Here is an 18,316-nt window from a genome sequence, read left to right as displayed (position 1 = left end):
GAATACGCCAATGTATCCACGGCAAAGTATTGACCGGAGCCGCGGCGACATGATCTGGTTTATTGAAATAATATCCCATGATGGAGATATGTATTATGGAGATTTATTCTTTAAGGTCCTCTAATAATTTCCTTTTCAGGGACAATTCCAGAAATGCCAGATCCGTGGGCAATACCGATTTCGGCAAGGCGGCCAAATCCGATGCAGGTGCCGGCTTCGAGGAGACGGTGAAACGCATCGATTTCACCCGCATCAGCCCGCGCGAATTGCGCGAAATCGCCAGGGAATATTACGATGCGGGGAAAATCGGCCACGATACCTGGCTTGAGCTTTCCTCCGAACTGCCGGTGCAGACGCTGAACGCCAAAGGTGAGGTAATCGACATATCCGACGTGACCGATGATACGGATTTCGACTTCCTGTCGTATTTTTCCGACCGGGCCGAAATCGCCAGCTCCATCGGCACGGCGGATGAGGCGCAAAAAATGCAGGACGTCCTGTCTTTTTTTGCTTTGGCGTAACGATCTTCGACTATCTTTTTGAGCATATAGCAACCGAACTGACACATACTTTACTCGATTTTCGACAATATGATTTGTGTACCATTGATTATCGCCCGGAATTTAGTAAGGCTGACTTACGAAAAGGCGAAGCATGGGCACGAAACGCGAAAAAGATTCATTGGCATTTTTGCTGAACAGCGGCGCGCGTCTGCTGAACAGTGCATTTGAGCGCCGCATTTCCGAAGCCGGACTGGGCTTGACCCCCGGCGAGGCAAGAGCATTGCTGACGGTTGCCGTCGTTGATGGCAGCAAACAATCTGACATCGCCGCCCGCCTCGGCATTGAGCCCATGACGATCTGCGCCTATCTCGACAAGCTGCAATCCCTTGACCTCATCGAGCGCCAGCAGGACCCGCAGGACAGACGTTCCAAGCGCATCGTGTTGACGAAAACCTCCGCCGACATGCTTGAAGCCGTGCGGCAGGAAATCGACCAGCTGGTTCGTCACGCCACCCAGGGTCTGAACGAGGAAGAAGTTGCGCTCTTCCGCAGCTTCCTGCAGACACTTCGTAACAATCTGCAGCCGGAACAGCCGAGCCAGAACAGCTGATCGCAATGTCGCCAGAAACGATCATGTCCAGAAAGCGTACGGCAATACTGGGTGCGTTACTGACGGCGCTGGCGCCCATTTCCATGGCGATCTATACACCTGCCATGCCGGAGCTGACACGGGTTTTCGCCACCACCGAGCCCGCCGTCAAACTCAGCCTGTCGCTTTATTTTGCCGGTTTCGCCATCGCCCAGTTGATAGCCGGACCGGCATCCGACGCTTTTGGACGGCGAAAGGCCAGCCTGTTCTTTCTTTCAATCTTTCTCGGCGGCGGGCTGCTTGCGGTTTTTGCACCGACGATTGAAGTCCTGCTTGTCGCCCGGCTGGTACAGGGCATCGGCGCCTCCGTCGGCATGACAGTGGCGCGCGCGGTGGTCCGCGACCAGTTCACCGGCGCTGACGCCTCCAGCATCATAAACCTCATCGGCATCATGCTGGCCGTCGGCCCGGCCATGGGACCAACAATCGGCGGGCTATCCCTTGCAGCCTTCGGCTGGCAATCGGTGTTTTTCCTCATGGCCGGTCTCGGGGCCATCGCCATCTTTTCGGTCGTGGTCTTTCTGCGCGAAACGACAGTCCCGGACAGAAACCTGATCCGCCCCCGCCGTCTCCTGTCTGCCTATGGCACATTGCTCACACAGCCACGTTTTCTTCTTGCCGCACTCGTGCTCGGCGGTTCCATCGGCGCGCTTTATGCGCAGGCCACCATGCTGACCTTCATTCTCATCAATGAAGTCGGCATGACCCCCACCGCATTCGGCATCGGCATGCTGATGCAAACCGGCGCCTATTTCTTCGGCTCCATCGCCCTGCGTTATATCGCGCCGCGATTGGGTGACCGCCGTTCAGTCATACTTGGTCTCTGTTTTTCGGCAACAGGCGGTCTCCTCATCCTGCTGTCGGTATTCCTGATACCGCCATCCTTCCTTTCGATCATGGGGCCTGTGGCGGTCGCAACAGTCGGCATAGCCTTGCTGACGCCATCCATGGTGACGGCGGCCCTCGCACCGTTCCCGCATATTGCCGGTTCGGCATCGGCGATGATGGGCTTCATCCAGATGGGATCGGGGTTTGCAGGCGGGGCTGCGGCCTCACTCATCGGTTCCCCGCTGACCGGCTTCGGCATCATCATTCCGGTGATGGAATTCACCGCCGTCGCCAGCTATATCGGCTTCCGCATCGTCTCCAGAAGAGAGACGTGAAAAAACCCGCCGGCGTCGCAGCCAGCGGGTTTCATTATTTCCACGACAGCAGAATTATTTGCTGAGGTTACGCTTGGCGAGTGTGCGAAGACGCAGTGCATTGAGTTTGATGAAGCCTGCCGCATCCTTCTGGTCGTAAGCGCCGTGGTCGTCTTCGAAGGTCACCAGCGCGTCGGAATAAAGCGACTTTTCGCTCTCGCGGCCGGTTACCATGACATTGCCCTTGTAGAGCTTCAGCGTCACTTCGCCTTCCACATGTTCCTGGCTCTTGTCGATCAGCGCCTGAAGCATTTCACGCTCCGGCGAGAACCAGAAGCCGTAGTAGATGAGTTCAGCGTAACGCGGCATCAGATCGTCCTTGAGATGCGCTGCACCCCGGTCGAGCGTGATGGATTCGATGGCGCGATGTGCGGCAAGCAGGATCGTGCCGCCGGGCGTTTCATAAACGCCGCGCGACTTCATGCCGACGAAACGGTTCTCGACCAGATCAAGACGGCCGATGCCGTTTTCGCGACCATAATTGTTGAGCGTGGCGAGAAGCGTCGCGGGCGACATTTCAACACCATTGATGGAGCAGGCGTCGCCCTTGCGGAAGCCGACCTTGATGACGGTTGCCTTGTCGGGGGCCGCTTCCGGGGAAATGGTGCGCATATGCACATATTCAGGCGCTTCCCGTGCCGGGTCTTCCAGAACCTTGCCCTCGGAAGAGGAGTGCAGCAGGTTGGCGTCAACCGAGAAAGGCGCTTCGCCCTTCTTGTCCTTGGCGACCGGGATCTGGTTCTGTTCGGCGAATTCCAGAAGATCGGTACGGCTCTTGAACGCCCAGTCGCGCCACGGCGCAATGATCTTGATGTCAGGGTTCAGCGCATAGGCCGAAAGCTCGAAACGGACCTGGTCGTTACCCTTGCCGGTGGCGCCATGGGCAATGGCGTCAGCGCCGGTCTTCTTGGCGATCTCGATCAGGTGCTTGGAAATCAGCGGACGGGCAATCGAGGTGCCGAGCAGATAGACGCCTTCATAAACGGCGTTGGCGCGAAACATCGGGAATACGAAATCGCGGACGAATTCTTCGCGGACGTCCTCGATGAAGATTTCCTTGATGCCCAGCATCTCGGCCTTCTTGCGCGCCGGCTCAAGCTCTTCGCCCTGGCCGAGATCGGCAGTGAAGGTCACGACCTCAGCGCCGAGTTCCGTCTGAAGCCATTTCAGGATGATCGAGGTGTCGAGACCGCCGGAATAGGCGAGAACGACTTTCTTAACGTCTTTCGGAAGTGCCATAGTGATGTCCATCTGCATGATGACGGCATCCGGGCACCGCCATTTCCTTGGGATTTCGGCACTTTTACAGTGCAACCCGAAATGTGTGAAGCGCTTTTCCGTGAGATAAGCGACAAAACAATTGATGGGGGCGTCTGGCGACGGGTGATGACAGGCCGCGCCGCTGGGAACGAAGCGATTGTCACATGCATTTAGAAAATTCGCGCTTTATCATGAAGCGGCGCGATCGACTTGAAGACCGTGAATGAAGCCACTCAGGTTCAGGCAACGTTGCAAACCGCTGGAAACAGCAGAAACGACGCGAAGGAGAAACCTATGACGACCATCCACCCTGCATTCAAGGAAGATAATGTCGCTGTCATAACAGGTGCGGCATCCGGCATCGGACTTGCCGCCGCCCGCAAATTCGCAAGCTTCGGCATGAGTGTCGTGCTCGTCGATCTCGACGGTGAAAAGCTCGCCGCAGCGCATGCGGATATTCTGAACGTCGCCAAGGACGGTGAAGCGCAGATCGTCACCATCCCGACCGACGTATCGAAACTTGATGAGCTGGAGGCGCTGGAACGCGCCGTCATCCAGCGTTTCGGACGCATCCACGTCCTCATGAACAACGCCGGCATCCAGCCCGGCAGCGCCATTTTCGGACCACAGGCCAATTGGGAAAAAGTCATCAACGTCAATCTGATGGGGGTGGTGAACGGCAGCCGTGTCTTTGGCCAGGGCATGGTTGCCCATGGCGAGGCGTCGCTCATCATCAATACCGGCTCGAAGCAGGGCATCACCACGCCGCCCGGGGATCCCGCCTATAACGTCTCCAAATCGGGTGTCAAAACCTTCACGGAGGCACTTCAGCACGAATTGCGCAATATTCCCAACGGCGCGGTTTCTGCCCACCTGCTGATCCCCGGTTTCGTCTTCACCGGCCTGACCGCCAATGGCAGGACGGAAAAGCCGCAGGGCGCATGGACCGGTGAGCAGACCGTCGATTTCATGATCGAGAGTATCAGCCGGGGCGATTTCTACATTCTATGCCCGGATGGCGAAGTGGACCGCCCGACGGACGAGAAACGCATTCTCTGGGCGGCGCAGGACATCGTCCAGAACCGCCCGCCGCTTTCACGCTGGCACACGGAATATTCCGCCGCCTTCACCAGCTTCCTGAAAAACTGAATGTTCTCGGCCGCCGCGATTTGAAAATTGCGGCGGCTTTCTAATTGATCAGCTGCTTTCGCGCCAACGCACCGACGCGCAAAAACATTGGCAGGAACACGAAATCGCGTTAAGCAACGGCAATCTCCAGATTTCATGGGTGCCGCGATGGATTTCGTTCCGAGCCTGCCAACACTTATCGCCTTCACCATCGCCATTCTGCTTCTGGCGGTGACGCCGGGGCCTGACATGACGCTGTGGATCAGCCGGTCGCTGCGCGAGGGCCGGACAGCGGGTTTCATGACGCTTCTGGGAACCAATATCGGCATCACGGTGCACACGATGCTGGTCGCTTTCGGGGTCGCCGCCCTCATTGTCGCCTCGCCGACGGCCTTCATGATCCTGAAGACCGGCGGGGCCGCCTATCTGGTCTGGCTCGCCATTCAGGCGATCCGCAAGGGCTCGGATTTCGTGATGGTCAAGACCACCGGCGAGAAAGCCCAGTCCTCCCTGAAATCAGCGCTCCTGAACGGCATCTGGGTCAATCTCCTGAACCCGAAGATCATCATCTTCTTCATGACCTTCCTGCCGCAATTCGTCAGCGCGTCCGATCCGCATGTCACCGGCAAGCTTATTTTCCTAGGGCTCTGGTCGATCATCGTGGCGCTGCCGATCGGCATCGGCATCGTGATTGCCGCAGATGTTCTCTCCGCCTGGCTGCAACGCAACCGGAAGGTTCTGCGCGGACTGGATTACACGATCGCCGGCGTCTTTTCGCTTTTCGCCGTCAAGATTTTCTTCACGCAGACGCGCTGAGTGCAAAAAAAAGGCGCCCGAAGGCGCCTTTGGGAATGATCAGCCGATCAAAAGCTCGTCGTCATCCAGCTTCTGGCCGCGTATCTTGCGGAACATGTCGATCAGATCCTCAACTTCCAGGTCCTTGCGGCTGTCACCGGACACGTCGAGTACGATTTCACCGGCATGCAGCATGATCGTGCGGGTACCATAATCCAGCGCCTGACGCATGGAATGCGTGACCATCAGCGTTGTCAGCTTGCGCTCCGACACCACCTTGCGGGTCAATTCCATCACGAACTCAGCCATGCCGGGATCGAGTGCTGCCGTATGTTCGTCGAGCAGCAGCACATCCGAACCGGAAAGCGTCGCCATGACAAGCGACACTGCCTGTCTTTGCCCGCCGGACAAAAGGTCCATGCGATCCTTCAGTCGGTTTTCGAGACCGAGATTGAGCGAGGCGATACGTTCTCTAAAGAAATCCCGCCTGCCGCGTCCAAGCGCCGACAACAAACCGCGACGTTCTCCGCGCGACGCCGCCAGTGCCAGATTTTCTTCAATGGTGAGTGCGCCGCAACTGCCCGCAAGCGGGTCCTGAAACACGCGTGCCACCCGACCGGCCCGGCTGGCGGTCGGCTTACGGGTAACGTCGGCACCACCAATCATCACCTTGCCCGCCGTCGGCAGCACGTCGCCGGCCAAGACGCCAAGAAGCGTGGATTTGCCGGCGCCATTGGAGCCGATGACGGTGACGAAGGAACCATCCTCGATGGTGAGATCGATCTTGGCCAGCGCCTGCTTTTGCAACGGCGTGCCACGTCCGAAGACGACCTGAATATCGGAAAGGGAAATCACGATGTTGCTCCCCCGCGGCGCAGTCGGGGCAGGATCAATGCAATGGCCACCAATACCGCCGTTACGAAATTGAGATCGGACGCCTTGAGACCGAGCACATCGCTCGACAAAGCGAGCTGGATGGCAAGACGATAGGCAATGGAGCCGAAGACACAGCCGATGAGCGCGATCAGAATGCCGCGTGCGCCAAACAGCGTCTCACCGATGATGACGGCCGCAAGCCCGACAACGATGGTGCCGACACCGGAGGTCACATCGGCAAAGCCGTTGGTCTGTGCAAACAGCGCACCGCCGAGTGCAACCAGCGCATTCGAAAGCGCCATGCCGAGATAGATCTGGTTGCCGGTCTTCACGCCCTGCGCCCGCGCCATCCGCGCATTGGCCCCCGTCGCCCGCATGGCAAGGCCCGCATCGCTTTCAAGAAAACGCCAGACGAGAATGACCGCGATCAGCACCAGCGCGCCGACGAAGAGCGGCCTCACCAGATATTCGGAAAGGCCGAGGCCGTAAAACGGCGATACCATCGTATCCTGATTGAGCAGCGCCACATTCGGTTTTCCCATCACCCGCAGATTGACGGAAAACAGCGCGATCATCGTCAGGATCGAAGCCAGCAGGTTGAGGATTTTAAAACGAACGTTGAGCGTTGCGGTGACCATGCCCGCAGCGGCACCGGCAACCATCGCAACCGCCGTCGCCACCCAGGCATTCAGACCGGCGATGATCAGCACGGCGGCAACGGCAGCGCCAAGCGGAAACGAACCGTCCACGGTCAGGTCAGGAAAATCTAGCACCCGGAAAGCGAGATAGACGCCAATCGCCACAAAAGCGAAGACCAGTCCCAGCTCCACGGCACCCCAGAAGGCGATTTGGCTCACGGTAATGTCCTTGTTATTGCCGCCATCAGGCGGATACGGGCACCGTCTCGTGCCACGTAAAACGGGCGGCGTAATACCGCCGCCCGCAATTCAGTCTGGTTTCGGTTCAGTCGATGACCTTGGTGGCGCGCTTCGTCACGCTTTCAGGGAAGGTGACGCCAACTTTTTCGGCAACCTTCTTGTTGATCACGAGATCGGTGCCAACAGCGACGGTTGCAGCAATGTCGCCCGGCTTTTCACCCTTGAGGATGCGGACAACGACGGCGCCGGTCTGTTTGCCAACGTCGAAATAGTTGAAGCCGAGGGCTGCAACCGCACCACGCGCGACGGAATCCGTATCAGCGGCATAAAGCGGGATCTTGGCTTCGCTCGCAACGCCCGCTGCCGCCTCGAAAGCAGAAACGATGGTGTTGTCGGTCGGAACGTAGATCACATCAGCCTTGCCAACCAGAGCGCGCGTCGCGCCCTGAACTTCAGCGGACTTGGTGGCGACGGACTCGACGACCTTCAGGCCAGCCTTCTCGGCCTCGGCCTTCAGCAGGGCGAGCGTCGAAGCGGAGTTGGCTTCGGCCGAGTTGTAGATGAAGCCGATGGACTTGGCGTTCGGCGAAATTTCCTTGATGAGCGCCAGATGTTCGCCAACCGGCAGCATGTCGGAAAGGCCGGTCACATTGCCGCCGGGCTTTTCCATGCTCTTGATGAGCTGTGCGCCGACGGGATCGGAAACCGCCGTGAAGACAACCGGAATGTCACGCGTGGCCGCAACGACAGCCTGAGCCGACGGCGTGGAGATCGGTACGATGACGTTGGGCGCATCGCCGACGAACTGGCGCGCAATCTGCGCCGCGGTGCCGGGATTGCCCTGCGCGGACTCGTAGAGGAATTTGAGGTTCTCGCCTTCCTTGTAGCCAGCTTCGGCAAGGGCAGCCTTGACGCCGTCACGGGCAGCGTCAAGCGCCGGATGTTCAACAATGGCGGTGACGGCAACGGTGACGTTTTCAGCCTTGGCCGGCAGAACGATGGCGCTCGCAGCAGCGAGAGCCAGAATGAATGCGCGCATGGATATCCTCCTGTTGGTTCCCTGTTTTCGTCTTTCTAGGAACAAGACAGACCGAAATCAATCGGAGAACCGCCGGAAAACCAGCTTTATGGCGCAAATGCGGCTGATTCAGTCATCCGCACCGTGATTGGCGATCATCATCGCCTCGAAAGCCAGCCTTTCGGTCTTGCGCATGCGTTCCGATTCCGACTTCAACTGGCCGCAAGCAGCGAGAATATCGCGGCCGCGCGGCGTGCGGATCGGCGAGGCATAACCCGCCTGATTGATGAAATCGGCGAACTTCTCGATCTGCGCCCATTCGGAGCACTGGTAGTTCGTGCCCGGCCACGGATTGAACGGAATGAGGTTGATCTTGGCCGGAACGCCCTTCAGCAGCTGCACCAGCATCTTGGCGTCTTCCAGGCTGTCATTCACATCCTTCAGCATCACATATTCGAAGGTGATGCGACGGGCATTGGAAAGACCCGGATAGTTGCGGCAGGCCTCGATCAGTTCCTTCAGCGGATATTTCTTGTTGATCGGCACCAGCATGTCGCGCAGATCGTCACGCACCGCATGCAGCGAAATCGCCAGCATCACGCCAATCTCGTCACCGGTACGAAAGATTTCCGGCACGACGCCTGAGGTGGACAGCGTCACACGTCGCTTGGAAAGCGACAGGCCGTCACCATCGGTCGCGATCAGAAGCGCGGTCTTAACGTGCTCGAAATTATAGAGCGGCTCGCCCATGCCCATCATCACGATGTTGGATACCTTGCGGCCTTCGCTCGGCACATAAGCGCCGACCGGTGTCGAACCATCGGGAAAATCGCCGAGCCGGTCACGCGCCAGCAGCAGCTGGGCAAGAATTTCCTCGGCCGTCAGGTTGCGCACCAGGCGCTGCGTGCCGGTGTGACAGAAGGAACAGGTGAGCGAACAGCCGACCTGGCTCGAAATGCACAGCGTGCCGCGACCCTCTTCGGGAATATAGACCGTCTCGATTTCGACCGGGCGTCCCGCACCGCGCGGTGGAAAACGCATCAGCCATTTGCGGGTGCCATCATTGGATATCTGCTCCTCGACGATTTCTGGACGGGCGATGGTGAAGGCCGCCTTCAGCTTCTCGCGAAGCTCCTTGGCGACATTCGTCATGTTGTCGAAATCCGAGACGCCGCGCACATAAAGCCAGTTCCACAACTGGCTGACGCGCATCTTCACCTGCTTTTGCGCCACGCCGATCTCGGCCAGCGCCTCGCCCATTTCCTCACGCGTCAGGCCGATCAGCGACGGCTTGCCGGACATGAGATCGCTATTGGCGATCAGCGGGGTTTTGACTGCCAGGCCGGCAGGGGCTTGCATTACGGACATCACGCTATCCCATCGTTCCATGCATCGCACGACCGGCCTGTCTGATAGGCGGAAAATCGTCTGCATGTCGAGAAAATCAAAGGCGGAGCACTTTTCGCGCATCCGCCTGTCAATGTTGCCGCGCCTTTAGCATCAAACAAGCAAAAACGCAAATGGCCGGTCGATGACCGGCCATTATCAAACGCGATAAAGCGTCAGGATTACTTGCAGCTCTCGATCTGCTTGAGAGCAGCCGAAATACCCGAGAGCGAATAGGAATAGGAGGTCGCGGTGCCGCGACCGGAAACCGCCTTGACCGTCATCGACTTGCCGCCCTTCATGGCAGCCACGAGAGCGGGCTCTTCGGCAGCGTTTTCAACCCAGGCAGCCTTGTCCTTGGTGAACATGACGAAGTTCTTGTTGTCGATCGTCACATTGACCTTGGAGCCCTGCTTCAGCGGATAACCCACCATGGCCTGCGGCTCATAGGAAATGTTCTGGCCCGGACGCTGCGAGACGATGAAGAAGATATCGCCGTGATCGACGCTCGCCGGTTCCTTGGCGGTCGGAATGGAAAGAACGTAGCAGACGGTGCTGTTGCCCGATTTGTACGAATAGGCACCCCAAGCATTGAACTGCTGGATGCGCGTGGGCGACTGTGCAGATGCTACGCCGACGCTGGTCAGCAAAATGGCCGCTGCGGTTGCTACACTTCTTACAAACATAGAATTTCCTGCCGGGTTATTGTCTTCCATTAGCCCGAAGCAGCGGCGGGCTCCATTTTCTGGATCGGCCACGTTCAGGTGCGGATCGTCTTTTCTCATTGTGGTCGGGAAGCGGTTACCAAACCGTCAACAACACGCATAAAATGCCTAAAACGTCTTGCAGTGTTACAGATTGGCGACTCCCCGCACCCTGAAGGAAGGGCGCGGAACGACCTTCCTTCATGTGTATGACACACAAATTCAGGCAAGAATTTGTCACCCGTCAGGCTGCGTCGGGCGGGCACATCACAGAGGCGTTACCCGGCTTCCTGCTGTCTCTTCAGCATGGCATCCGCCGCATCGTAATGCTCCATCTTGATATGGGCGCGGATCATGGCGAGCGCGGCAGTGATGACCGCGATATCATCGGTAAAACCGACGACCGCCAGCATATCCGGCACGGCGTCGATGGGCATGATGAAATAAGCGAGCGCAGCGAGAATAATGCCCTTGGCGCGCAGCGGCGTGTCACGGTCGATCGCGCAATAATAGGCCGCAGCCGCGTCGCGCGCGAACGGCACCTTGGTCATCACCCGCTTCAGCTTGGGCCAGAATTTGGCGCGCACGACATTCTCGCGCTCCTGCTGCTTGTCGGTTTCACCCGGCAGAAGAATTTCACCGATTTTCACATCATCCATGATCGACGGTCCTCCGGTCACGGCTATTATATGGGAGTTAACGCCCGCCGTTCAATTCCCCCGGCCTGCCGCTGCCTTCTGCATGGCCTCGGCCAGAAGAAAATCCCGCTCGGTTACGCCCTGTGAATCATGGGTGGTGAGGCAGACTTTCACGCGCGAGTAGACATTGGACCATTCCGGGTGATGATTGAGCCTTTCCGCCGCAAGAGCCGATTCCGCCATGAAACCGAAGGCTTCCGCAAAACTGGAGAACTTGAAGGACCTGACGATCGCCGCCCCGTCCTCGCGCAGGGCCCAGCCTTCGAGTTTAGACAATGCCTGCCGGATGGCTTCCGGTTCAACTCTGGGATATTTCATCAATCTTGCCTCCGCTTGATACCCATTAACGCCTCAACGACCGGATCGACGCATATTCCATGAAACATATAGCTGTTCTTTTTGTCTGCATGGGCAATATCTGCCGCTCACCACTTGCCGAAGGCGTTTTGACAAACCTTGCCGATAGAGATGGTGTATCCCGCCAATTGACGGTCGACTCCGCCGGCACCGGCGGCTGGCATACCGGCAATGCCCCGGATCGCCGATCCATCGCGATAGCCCGCAAGCATGGCATCGATATTTCAGGGCAGCGCGCGCGGCAGGTCAGCCAGGCCGATTTCGAAAACTTCGATCTCATCCTTGCCATGGATACGAGCAATCTGGCGAAACTGCTTCAAAAGGCGCCGGAAAACCGCAGGCACAAAATCCACCTGTTTCTGGACTATGCTTCGGGACGCCACGAGAGCGTCCCGGATCCCTATTTCGGTGGTGAAGACGGATTTCTGACCGTCTACAACATGCTTTTGGCGGGATGCAGCTCGTTGCTCGAAAAGATGGAGCTGGACCGCGCTTCGTGAAGTGGGAACGCCTCTTCCACGACATAGGGGCCGCCTCCTACCGATTCCTTCGACGACATCAGCACGAAACGTCCGACGGTGAAGGGCGATGTGCGGAAATTGCCGCGTCCGGAAAGATAATGCACCACATCGTCCAGACGCGAGGAGCGCAACCGCGCCAGCGTCACATGCGGCATGAATTTGCGCGGATCAGGCGGGAGACCGATCCTTTGACAAATTCTCTCGACTTCGGCCTGCAGCGCATGCATTTCCGGTGAGGGAGAAACCCCGGCCCAGATGGAATGCGGTTTCTTGGAGCCGAAGGAACCCATACCGGTGAGATTGAGCTGGAACTCAGGCCTCTCGATCCGATCCAGCCTATCGACAACCTCATCGGCGGTCCGTCCGTCGATGTCACCGATAAAACGCAGGGTTATGTGATAATTCTCCACATCGATCCACCGGGCTCCCGGCAGACCACCGCGCAACAATGAGAGGCTCATAGCCGCATTGCGCGGAATTTCGAGGGCGGTAAACAGTCTCGGCATGGCGAGCTCCCCGAATCTCTTGGCAGAACAAGCATAGCGAATCACGCAATGCAGACGGGCGCAAGTGCTTATTTTTTTTGCGCACCGATTGTCTTGATGAAGCTTTCAACAGCCGGCAAAGATTTCTCCACCATCACGGCAACACCTTCGGTATTGGGGTGCATCTTGTCATCCAGTTTCAGCTTGTCATCGCTCACTACGCCATCCAGAAAGAAGGGATAAAGCGGCAGGTTGTATTTTTCCGCAAGCTTCGGAAAGATCGGATTGAAGCGCCTGGCGTAGTCGTCACCCATATTCGGCGGCGCCATAATGCCGACCAGCAGCACCGCTATATTGCGTTTCTGAAAACCGGAAATGATGGAATCGAGGTTCTTTTCCGTCTGTTCCGGGGCAATACCACGCAGCGCATCGTTGGCGCCGAGTTCCAGAATGACTCCGTCCGTACCATCAGGAACCGACCATTCCGCCCGCGCCAGACCACCGGATGAGGTATCGCCGGACACGCCGGCATTGGCGATGGCGACATTGACGCCCTTCGCCTTTAATGCAGCTTCAAGCTGTACGGTGTAGCTGTCGGTGGGTGGCAGCTGATACCCGGCCATGAGACTGTCGCCGAGGCCGACCAGTTGCAATGTCCGTTCCTGAGCCGTGGCAGCCGTGCCGGAAAGGGCGGCGGAGAAAATGACGATGAAGTGAAACAGGGCAGCTTTAAATCTCATCACGGCTTTCCTAACTTGGCCTAACTTGGTTTCCATTGTCTGAAATACCGACCGCATCGACACCGCCAGACCATTTTCATCACCTTATATAGGAACGAGAATTGTGACGAAAAGCATCATAGAGCTGAAGAAGGCCGACCTCACGCTCGGCAACGCCGCCGCCTCCGTCCACGTTCTCAAATCCATCGATCTTTTGATAGGTGAAGGTGAAGCAGTCGGCATTGTCGGCCCTTCCGGCTCGGGGAAATCGACGCTGCTGATGGTGCTTGCCGGTCTCGAACGGCTGGACAGCGGTGAAATCATCATCGCGGATACGCAACTGCACAGGCTCGGCGAGGATGCGCTGGCGGATTTTCGCGGCAAGAATATCGGCATCGTTTTCCAGTCCTTCCACCTCATCGCCAATATGACGGCGCTGGAAAACGTCGCCGTTCCGCTGGAACTGGCCAATACCCCCAATCCCTTCGAGATCGCCAGGCGTGAACTCGTCGCCGTCGGTCTCGGAGAACGCCTCAACCACTATCCCGGCCAGCTCTCCGGTGGCGAACAGCAGCGTGTCGCCATCGCCCGCGCGCTTGCCCCCTCGCCGGCCGTGCTGATCGCCGATGAGCCCACGGGTAATCTCGATACCGATACCGGCAAACAGATCGCCGATCTTCTTTTTACCAAACAGGCCGAACGCGGCATGACCATGGTCCTCGTTACCCATGATCCGTCACTCGCCGCCCGCTGCTCTCGGCAGATCAAAGTGCGCTCCGGCGAGATTGAGGGCGACAGCGCGCGCCCCCAGATGGCGCGGGCGGTATCGGCATGATGGGATCCCTTCTTCCGTCTTTCGCGAATATCAGAAATGCCATGAGGCTCGCACGGCGCGAAATTCGCGGCGGGTTGAGCGGCTTTTACATTTTCCTCGCCTGTATCGCGCTTGGAACCGGCGCAATCGCCGCCGTCAATTCCGTGTCGCGCGCTGTCACCAGCGCCATTGCCACCGAAGGCCAGTCGATTCTGGCCGGCGACGTGCGTTTCGAATTGCGCAACAGGGAGGCGACGCAGGAGGAACAGGCCTATCTGGATGGCCTTGGCACGGTCGCGGTTTCCACTGGGCTTCGCTCCATGGCCCGCCTTGCCGATGGTTCCGAACAGACGCTGACGGAAGTGAAAGCCATTGACGGCGCCTATCCGCTCTATGGAACCTTCGTAGCCGATCCCAACCGGCCGCTGAGTGAACTTCTGGCCGGCAATGGCGACACCTATGGCGCCATTGCCGCACCGCTGTTGCTGGAACGGCTCGGCATCAAGATCGGCGACGAAGTCCTGCTTGGTAACACAAAGCTGAAACTGACCGGCACGGTGGTCGATGAGCCGGATGCGCTATCCGACGGTTTCGGTTTCGCGCCAAGGCTGATGATCAGCCGCGACGCCCTTTTCGCCTCCGGTCTCGTTCAGACCGGCAGCCTCGTCGAACACGCCTACAAGATCAAGCTGAGTGACCCTGCAGCGCGGGCAACGATGACCGACGCGGCCAACAAGGCCTTTCCCAATGCCGGTTGGTCCATCCGCACCAGTGATCGGGCAGCACCGTCGCTGACCGAAAACGTCAACCGCTTCTCGCAATTCCTGACATTGGTGGGCCTCACCGCCCTTATCGTCGGTGGTGTCGGTGTCGCCAACGCCGTTCGCGCCTTTCTCGATTCCAAGCGCACGACGATCGCCTCGCTGAAATGCCTCGGCGCACCGGCCTCCGTGGTCACCATGACCTATCTTTTCCAGATCGCCTTCATTGCCGCCGTCGGTATCGTCATCGGTCTCGTTGTTGGCGCCATCGCACCTCTGATTGCCATGCGGTTTCTGGAAGGCGTGCTGCCCGTACCGGAAGAGCTTGCCTTCTATTCCAGTGCGCTCGGTCTCGCCGCTTTGTTCGGCCTCTTGACGACGTTCGCTTTCGCCATCGTGCCGCTAGGCCAGGCGCGTGAGGTTCCGGCAACGGCACTTTTCCGCGAACAGGGTTTCGAGGAAGGCAACTGGCCGTCCTGGCCCTATCTGGCAGCAACGGGCCTGTTGCTGGCAGCGCTGGCCGCCCTTGCCATCTTCTCGGCGGAAGATCGCTTCATAGCCTCGGTGTTCCTCGCCGCCATCGCTTTTGCCTTCGTGGTGCTGCGGCTGGTGGCCTCCGGCGTCAAGGCCATCGCCAAACGCAGCCCGCGCGTCCATTCCGCCGCCCTTCGTCTGGCGATCGGCAATATTCACCGGCCGGGAGCGCTCACGCCTTCGGTCGTTCTCTCACTTGGCCTTGGCCTGACATTGCTCGTGACGCTGACACTGATCGACGGCAATCTGCGCCGCGAGCTGACCGACAGCCTGCCGGAACGTGCACCGAATTTCTTTTTCGTCGATATTCAGGGCAGCGAGGTGCAGGGCTTCCGTGATCTGCTGAAACGGGAAGCACCCCAAGGCACACTGACCGAAGTGCCAATGCTGCGCGGCCGTATTCTGGCGCTCAACGGCGAAGATGTGACGAAGATGGAGGTGCCGCCATCCGGCCGCTGGTTGTTGCGTGGCGATCGCGGCATAACCTATTCCGAAAACATGCCGGAAAACACGAAGCTCACGGAAGGTACATGGTGGGGGCCAGACTATAGCGGTGAACCGCTGGTCTCCTTCGCGGCAAAAGAGGCACAGGAACTTGGCCTCAAGATTGGCGACACAGTAACCGTCAACGTCCTCGGCCGCAGCATTACGGCAAAGATCGCCAATCTGCGCAACGTCGAATGGGAATCCCTGTCGATCAATTTCGTCATGGTATTTTCGCCGAATACATTCCGCGGCGCACCCCATGCCTGGCTGGCGACACTTGCCGATCCTTCCGCTTCCGCAAGCGACGAAGGCCGGATATTGCGCTCCGTTACCAACACCTACCCGACGATAACAAGCGTGCGCGTGAAGGACGCTCTCGATGTCGTCAACCGGCTGGTCGGCCAGCTCGCCACCGCCATCCGCGCTGCCGCAGCCGTCGCATTGATCGCATCCGTTCTCGTTCTCGCCGGCGCACTCGCTGCCGGAAACCGAGCCCGCACCCATGATGCCGTCATCCTGAAAACGCTGGGCGGCACGCGAAATCTGCTCATTCGCGCTTTCTCCTACGAATATATGATGCTCGGTCTCGCCACCGCCGTCTTCGCGCTTTTCGCCGGCGGCGTCTCCGCATGGTTCGTGATCGCCCGCATCATGAAGTTGCCTTCCAGTTTCCTGCCGGATGTGGCGATCGGGACCCTCGTTGTCGCTCTCGTCATGACTGTTGGCATAGGCCTCATCGGCACCTGGCGCATTCTCGGCCAGAAGGCCGCGCCGGTTCTGCGGCAGGCGGGGGAATGATCATCGGTTGTGCCCCGCTTAACTTTAGCGATTAATTCTTTGTAATGATCGCCAAAACGTGAGCGCTTTTCGCGCATATGGTGTCTTTTCGGCTGCAAAAGGCCTTGTATCGAACACGTTCTGCCATCATATTCTGGACAGGCTTGCTGAAGCTCCGCAGCGGCGCCCGGGAGGTATCCCGACACCGTAGCAATTACGGAGCTCAAAAGAGGAAACAATGGCTGACTTCAATAACTACCAGAACCGCATGGCGCAGACCCGTGCACAGACTGGTGCGATGATCGATGAAGGTCTCCGCGCCTATATGCTGAAGGTTTACAACCTGATGGCGCTGGCTCTGGTCATCACCGGCGTTGCGGCTTTCGCAACCTACTCATTCGCTGCGTCCAACCCTGCCTTCCAGCAGCTGCTTTATGCATCCCCGCTGCGCTGGGTCATCATGCTCGCACCGCTGGCACTGGTTTTCTTCCTTAGCTTCCGTATTCAGAACATGAGCGTTTCCGCCGCGCAGACGACCTTCTGGGTCTATGCCGCGCTGATGGGCGTGTCGCTGTCGTCGATCTTCATCGTCTTCACCGGCCAGAGCATCGTTCAGACGTTCTTCGTGACCGCCGCTTCGTTCGGTGCGCTCTCGCTTTACGGTTACACGACGAAAAAGAACCTTTCCGGTCTTGGTTCGTTCCTGATCATGGGTCTGTTCGGCCTGATCATCGCGTCCATCGTCAACATCTTCCTTGCATCCTCCGCGCTGCAGTTCGCGATCTCCGCAATCGGCGTGCTGATCTTCGCAGGCCTGACCGCCTACGATACCCAGAAGATCAAGGAAATGTACTTTGATGGTGACGACGTTGCCGTTGCCGGCCGCAAGGCCATCATGGGTGCGCTGACGCTCTACCTCGACTTCATCAACCTCTTCACCTTCCTGCTGCAGTTCATGGGTAACCGCGACGACTAAGGTTGAGAGTTCAACAGACGACAGATGAAAGGCGGCCCTTCGGCCGCCTTTTTATTTTTAAACATCCATAACTGATAATCGCTTTCCCACGGTCGCATCCGCCAAGCGAGCCATCTATTTTAGAAGCTCATTCGATCAGCTTCAGAACCTTGTCGAAAACCTTGAGAACCTGCGGCAGCTCATGGCCACGCTTGAGAATGCGGCCATCGGTATTGACCACACAATAAGCGCCCTGTTTTGACGCCAGCTTGGGGTTCTTCTCAATCCGGTAAAGCGGCATTTCGCCTGAGCGTTTAAAGACGGAAAACACCGCCTTTTCCTTCAGGTGGTCAATGGCATAATCACGCCATTCCCCCTCACCCACCATGCGGCCATAGATGCGCAGGATCGCGTCCAGTTCGCGCCGGTGAAACGTGACCGGCAAAGGGTCTTTGTCTTTTCTGTATTCGCGGAGATCGACAACGGTGGAATTATCGCGTGAAGCGGTCTGCACCTGCTGCACATCCGGTTGATCGGTCATCCAATACCTCCGATTCCACCCAAGTCTTCTCATCAATGTGAGCCTGTGAAAGCGAAATTGCAAGCCTTGCGAGACGCTTGTGCACCAGTGCAGAAGTCGCTGGATGGGCCTCAACATCTTTCAGCCGGCTATAGAACGGGAAGAAGGTAACCCTGAAAAATTGCCGCCCAACGATGCCAAGAACACTGCCTGCAACAAAAGCAGGGGTAAAAAATGGTAACCATTTAGGCAGCCATTTTCGCATGGCCTGCCGTATTTCGGTCAAACCA

The 18,316-nt window shown here is 58.1% G+C and carries 20 protein-coding genes; 9 read left to right on the top strand and 11 right to left on the bottom strand.

Annotation, left to right across the window (positions count from 1 at the left end):
- Positions 1 to 164 precede the first annotated feature (164 nt).
- From ACQZ5F_RS23330 to ACQZ5F_RS23320, 3 genes are all read left to right on the top strand, one after another.
- Entirely contained in the window at positions 165 to 521 is a 357-nt protein-coding gene (locus ACQZ5F_RS23330; protein WP_225338250.1) for a hypothetical protein, read from the top strand.
- 133 nt (positions 522 to 654) lie between these two features.
- Positions 655 to 1,113: a MarR family winged helix-turn-helix transcriptional regulator gene (locus ACQZ5F_RS23325; RefSeq protein ID WP_046799562.1), complete on the top strand. Its 459-nt coding sequence runs from the start codon at positions 655 to 657 to the stop codon at positions 1,111 to 1,113.
- A 5-nt stretch (positions 1,114 to 1,118) separates the two neighbouring features.
- Positions 1,119 to 2,315, top strand: a complete 1,197-nt coding sequence (locus ACQZ5F_RS23320) for a multidrug effflux MFS transporter (RefSeq protein WP_225338249.1) — start codon at positions 1,119 to 1,121, stop codon at positions 2,313 to 2,315.
- Positions 2,316 to 2,369: 54 nt separating this feature from the next.
- Here the strand turns inward: ACQZ5F_RS23320 and ACQZ5F_RS23315 are convergent, their stop codons facing one another.
- Positions 2,370 to 3,593, bottom strand: a complete 1,224-nt coding sequence (locus tag ACQZ5F_RS23315; protein WP_046799755.1) for an argininosuccinate synthase — start codon at positions 3,591 to 3,593, stop codon at positions 2,370 to 2,372.
- A gap of 315 nt (positions 3,594 to 3,908) precedes the next feature.
- On the opposite strand from ACQZ5F_RS23315, the gene ACQZ5F_RS23310 reads away from it, so the two are divergent.
- Complete coding sequence (locus ACQZ5F_RS23310) at positions 3,909 to 4,763, top strand: SDR family NAD(P)-dependent oxidoreductase (protein ID WP_046799563.1); 855 nt, start codon at positions 3,909 to 3,911, stop codon at positions 4,761 to 4,763.
- Positions 4,764 to 4,910: 147 nt separating this feature from the next.
- The gene (locus ACQZ5F_RS23305) at positions 4,911 to 5,558 is read left to right on the top strand and encodes a LysE family translocator (RefSeq protein ID WP_046799756.1); all 648 of its coding nucleotides are present in this window, start codon (positions 4,911 to 4,913) and stop codon (positions 5,556 to 5,558) included.
- 39 nt (positions 5,559 to 5,597) lie between these two features.
- On the opposite strand, the gene ACQZ5F_RS23300 is transcribed toward ACQZ5F_RS23305, so the two are convergent.
- The 7 genes from ACQZ5F_RS23300 to ACQZ5F_RS23270 all read right to left on the bottom strand — a co-directional run bounded on the left by ACQZ5F_RS23300 (position 5,598) and on the right by ACQZ5F_RS23270 (position 11,415).
- Complete coding sequence (locus tag ACQZ5F_RS23300; RefSeq protein ID WP_046799564.1) at positions 5,598 to 6,392, bottom strand: ABC transporter ATP-binding protein; 795 nt, start codon at positions 6,390 to 6,392, stop codon at positions 5,598 to 5,600.
- Complete coding sequence (locus ACQZ5F_RS23295) at positions 6,389 to 7,270, bottom strand: ABC transporter permease (protein WP_046799565.1); 882 nt, start codon at positions 7,268 to 7,270, stop codon at positions 6,389 to 6,391. The genes ACQZ5F_RS23300 and ACQZ5F_RS23295 overlap by 4 nt, the downstream gene beginning before the upstream one ends.
- A gap of 106 nt (positions 7,271 to 7,376) precedes the next feature.
- Positions 7,377 to 8,330, bottom strand: coding sequence for an ABC transporter substrate-binding protein (locus ACQZ5F_RS23290; RefSeq protein ID WP_046799566.1), 954 nt, complete (start codon positions 8,328 to 8,330; stop codon positions 7,377 to 7,379).
- Between the two features lie 108 nt (positions 8,331 to 8,438).
- Positions 8,439 to 9,611, bottom strand: coding sequence for a 23S rRNA (adenine(2503)-C(2))-methyltransferase RlmN (gene rlmN / locus ACQZ5F_RS23285; RefSeq protein WP_137086094.1), 1,173 nt, complete (start codon positions 9,609 to 9,611; stop codon positions 8,439 to 8,441).
- Positions 9,612 to 9,877: 266 nt separating this feature from the next.
- Positions 9,878 to 10,381 (bottom strand): invasion associated locus B family protein, encoded by a 504-nt coding sequence (locus tag ACQZ5F_RS23280; protein ID WP_003523183.1) that lies wholly within the window; start codon positions 10,379 to 10,381, stop codon positions 9,878 to 9,880.
- Positions 10,382 to 10,677: 296 nt separating this feature from the next.
- On the bottom strand, positions 10,678 to 11,058 hold the full coding sequence (locus tag ACQZ5F_RS23275) for a YkvA family protein (protein WP_046799567.1): 381 nt from the start codon (positions 11,056 to 11,058) through the stop codon (positions 10,678 to 10,680).
- A 51-nt stretch (positions 11,059 to 11,109) separates the two neighbouring features.
- On the bottom strand, positions 11,110 to 11,415 hold the full coding sequence (locus tag ACQZ5F_RS23270) for a 4a-hydroxytetrahydrobiopterin dehydratase (RefSeq protein ID WP_046799568.1): 306 nt from the start codon (positions 11,413 to 11,415) through the stop codon (positions 11,110 to 11,112).
- A 59-nt stretch (positions 11,416 to 11,474) separates the two neighbouring features.
- On the opposite strand from ACQZ5F_RS23270, the gene ACQZ5F_RS23265 reads away from it, so the two are divergent.
- Positions 11,475 to 11,954: a low molecular weight protein-tyrosine-phosphatase gene (locus tag ACQZ5F_RS23265; protein ID WP_052818733.1), complete on the top strand. Its 480-nt coding sequence runs from the start codon at positions 11,475 to 11,477 to the stop codon at positions 11,952 to 11,954.
- On the opposite strand, the gene thpR is transcribed toward ACQZ5F_RS23265, so the two are convergent.
- Positions 11,888 to 12,481 carry an RNA 2',3'-cyclic phosphodiesterase gene (thpR, locus tag ACQZ5F_RS23260; RefSeq protein WP_052818732.1) on the bottom strand — a complete coding sequence of 198 codons (594 nt, stop codon included), beginning with the start codon at positions 12,479 to 12,481 and terminating at the stop codon, positions 11,888 to 11,890. The two genes, ACQZ5F_RS23265 and thpR, sit on opposite strands and share 67 nt — an antisense overlap.
- 68 nt (positions 12,482 to 12,549) lie before the next feature.
- Positions 12,550 to 13,200 (bottom strand): arylesterase, encoded by a 651-nt coding sequence (locus ACQZ5F_RS23255; RefSeq protein WP_225338247.1) that lies wholly within the window; start codon positions 13,198 to 13,200, stop codon positions 12,550 to 12,552.
- A gap of 103 nt (positions 13,201 to 13,303) precedes the next feature.
- On the opposite strand from ACQZ5F_RS23255, the gene ACQZ5F_RS23250 reads away from it, so the two are divergent.
- The 3 genes from ACQZ5F_RS23250 to ACQZ5F_RS23240 all read left to right on the top strand — a co-directional run bounded on the left by ACQZ5F_RS23250 (position 13,304) and on the right by ACQZ5F_RS23240 (position 17,527).
- A complete protein-coding gene (locus ACQZ5F_RS23250) occupies positions 13,304 to 14,014 on the top strand; it encodes an ABC transporter ATP-binding protein (RefSeq protein ID WP_052818730.1) in 711 nt (236 codons plus the stop codon).
- Complete coding sequence (locus ACQZ5F_RS23245) at positions 14,011 to 16,572, top strand: ABC transporter permease (protein ID WP_225338246.1); 2,562 nt, start codon at positions 14,011 to 14,013, stop codon at positions 16,570 to 16,572. The genes ACQZ5F_RS23250 and ACQZ5F_RS23245 overlap by 4 nt, the downstream gene beginning before the upstream one ends.
- A 217-nt stretch (positions 16,573 to 16,789) precedes the next feature.
- Positions 16,790 to 17,527, top strand: coding sequence for a Bax inhibitor-1/YccA family protein (locus ACQZ5F_RS23240; RefSeq protein WP_046799573.1), 738 nt, complete (start codon positions 16,790 to 16,792; stop codon positions 17,525 to 17,527).
- A gap of 127 nt (positions 17,528 to 17,654) precedes the next feature.
- On the opposite strand, the gene ACQZ5F_RS23235 is transcribed toward ACQZ5F_RS23240, so the two are convergent.
- Positions 17,655 to 18,047 carry a DUF2794 domain-containing protein gene (locus ACQZ5F_RS23235; RefSeq protein ID WP_046799574.1) on the bottom strand — a complete coding sequence of 131 codons (393 nt, stop codon included), beginning with the start codon at positions 18,045 to 18,047 and terminating at the stop codon, positions 17,655 to 17,657.
- Positions 18,048 to 18,316: the final 269 nt, after the last annotated feature.

The sequence above is a fragment of the Agrobacterium sp. 22-210-1 genome, assembly GCF_053522525.1.
The sequence above is the reverse complement of the archived record's forward strand: the minus strand, read 5'-3'. Positions and strand labels throughout refer to the sequence as shown.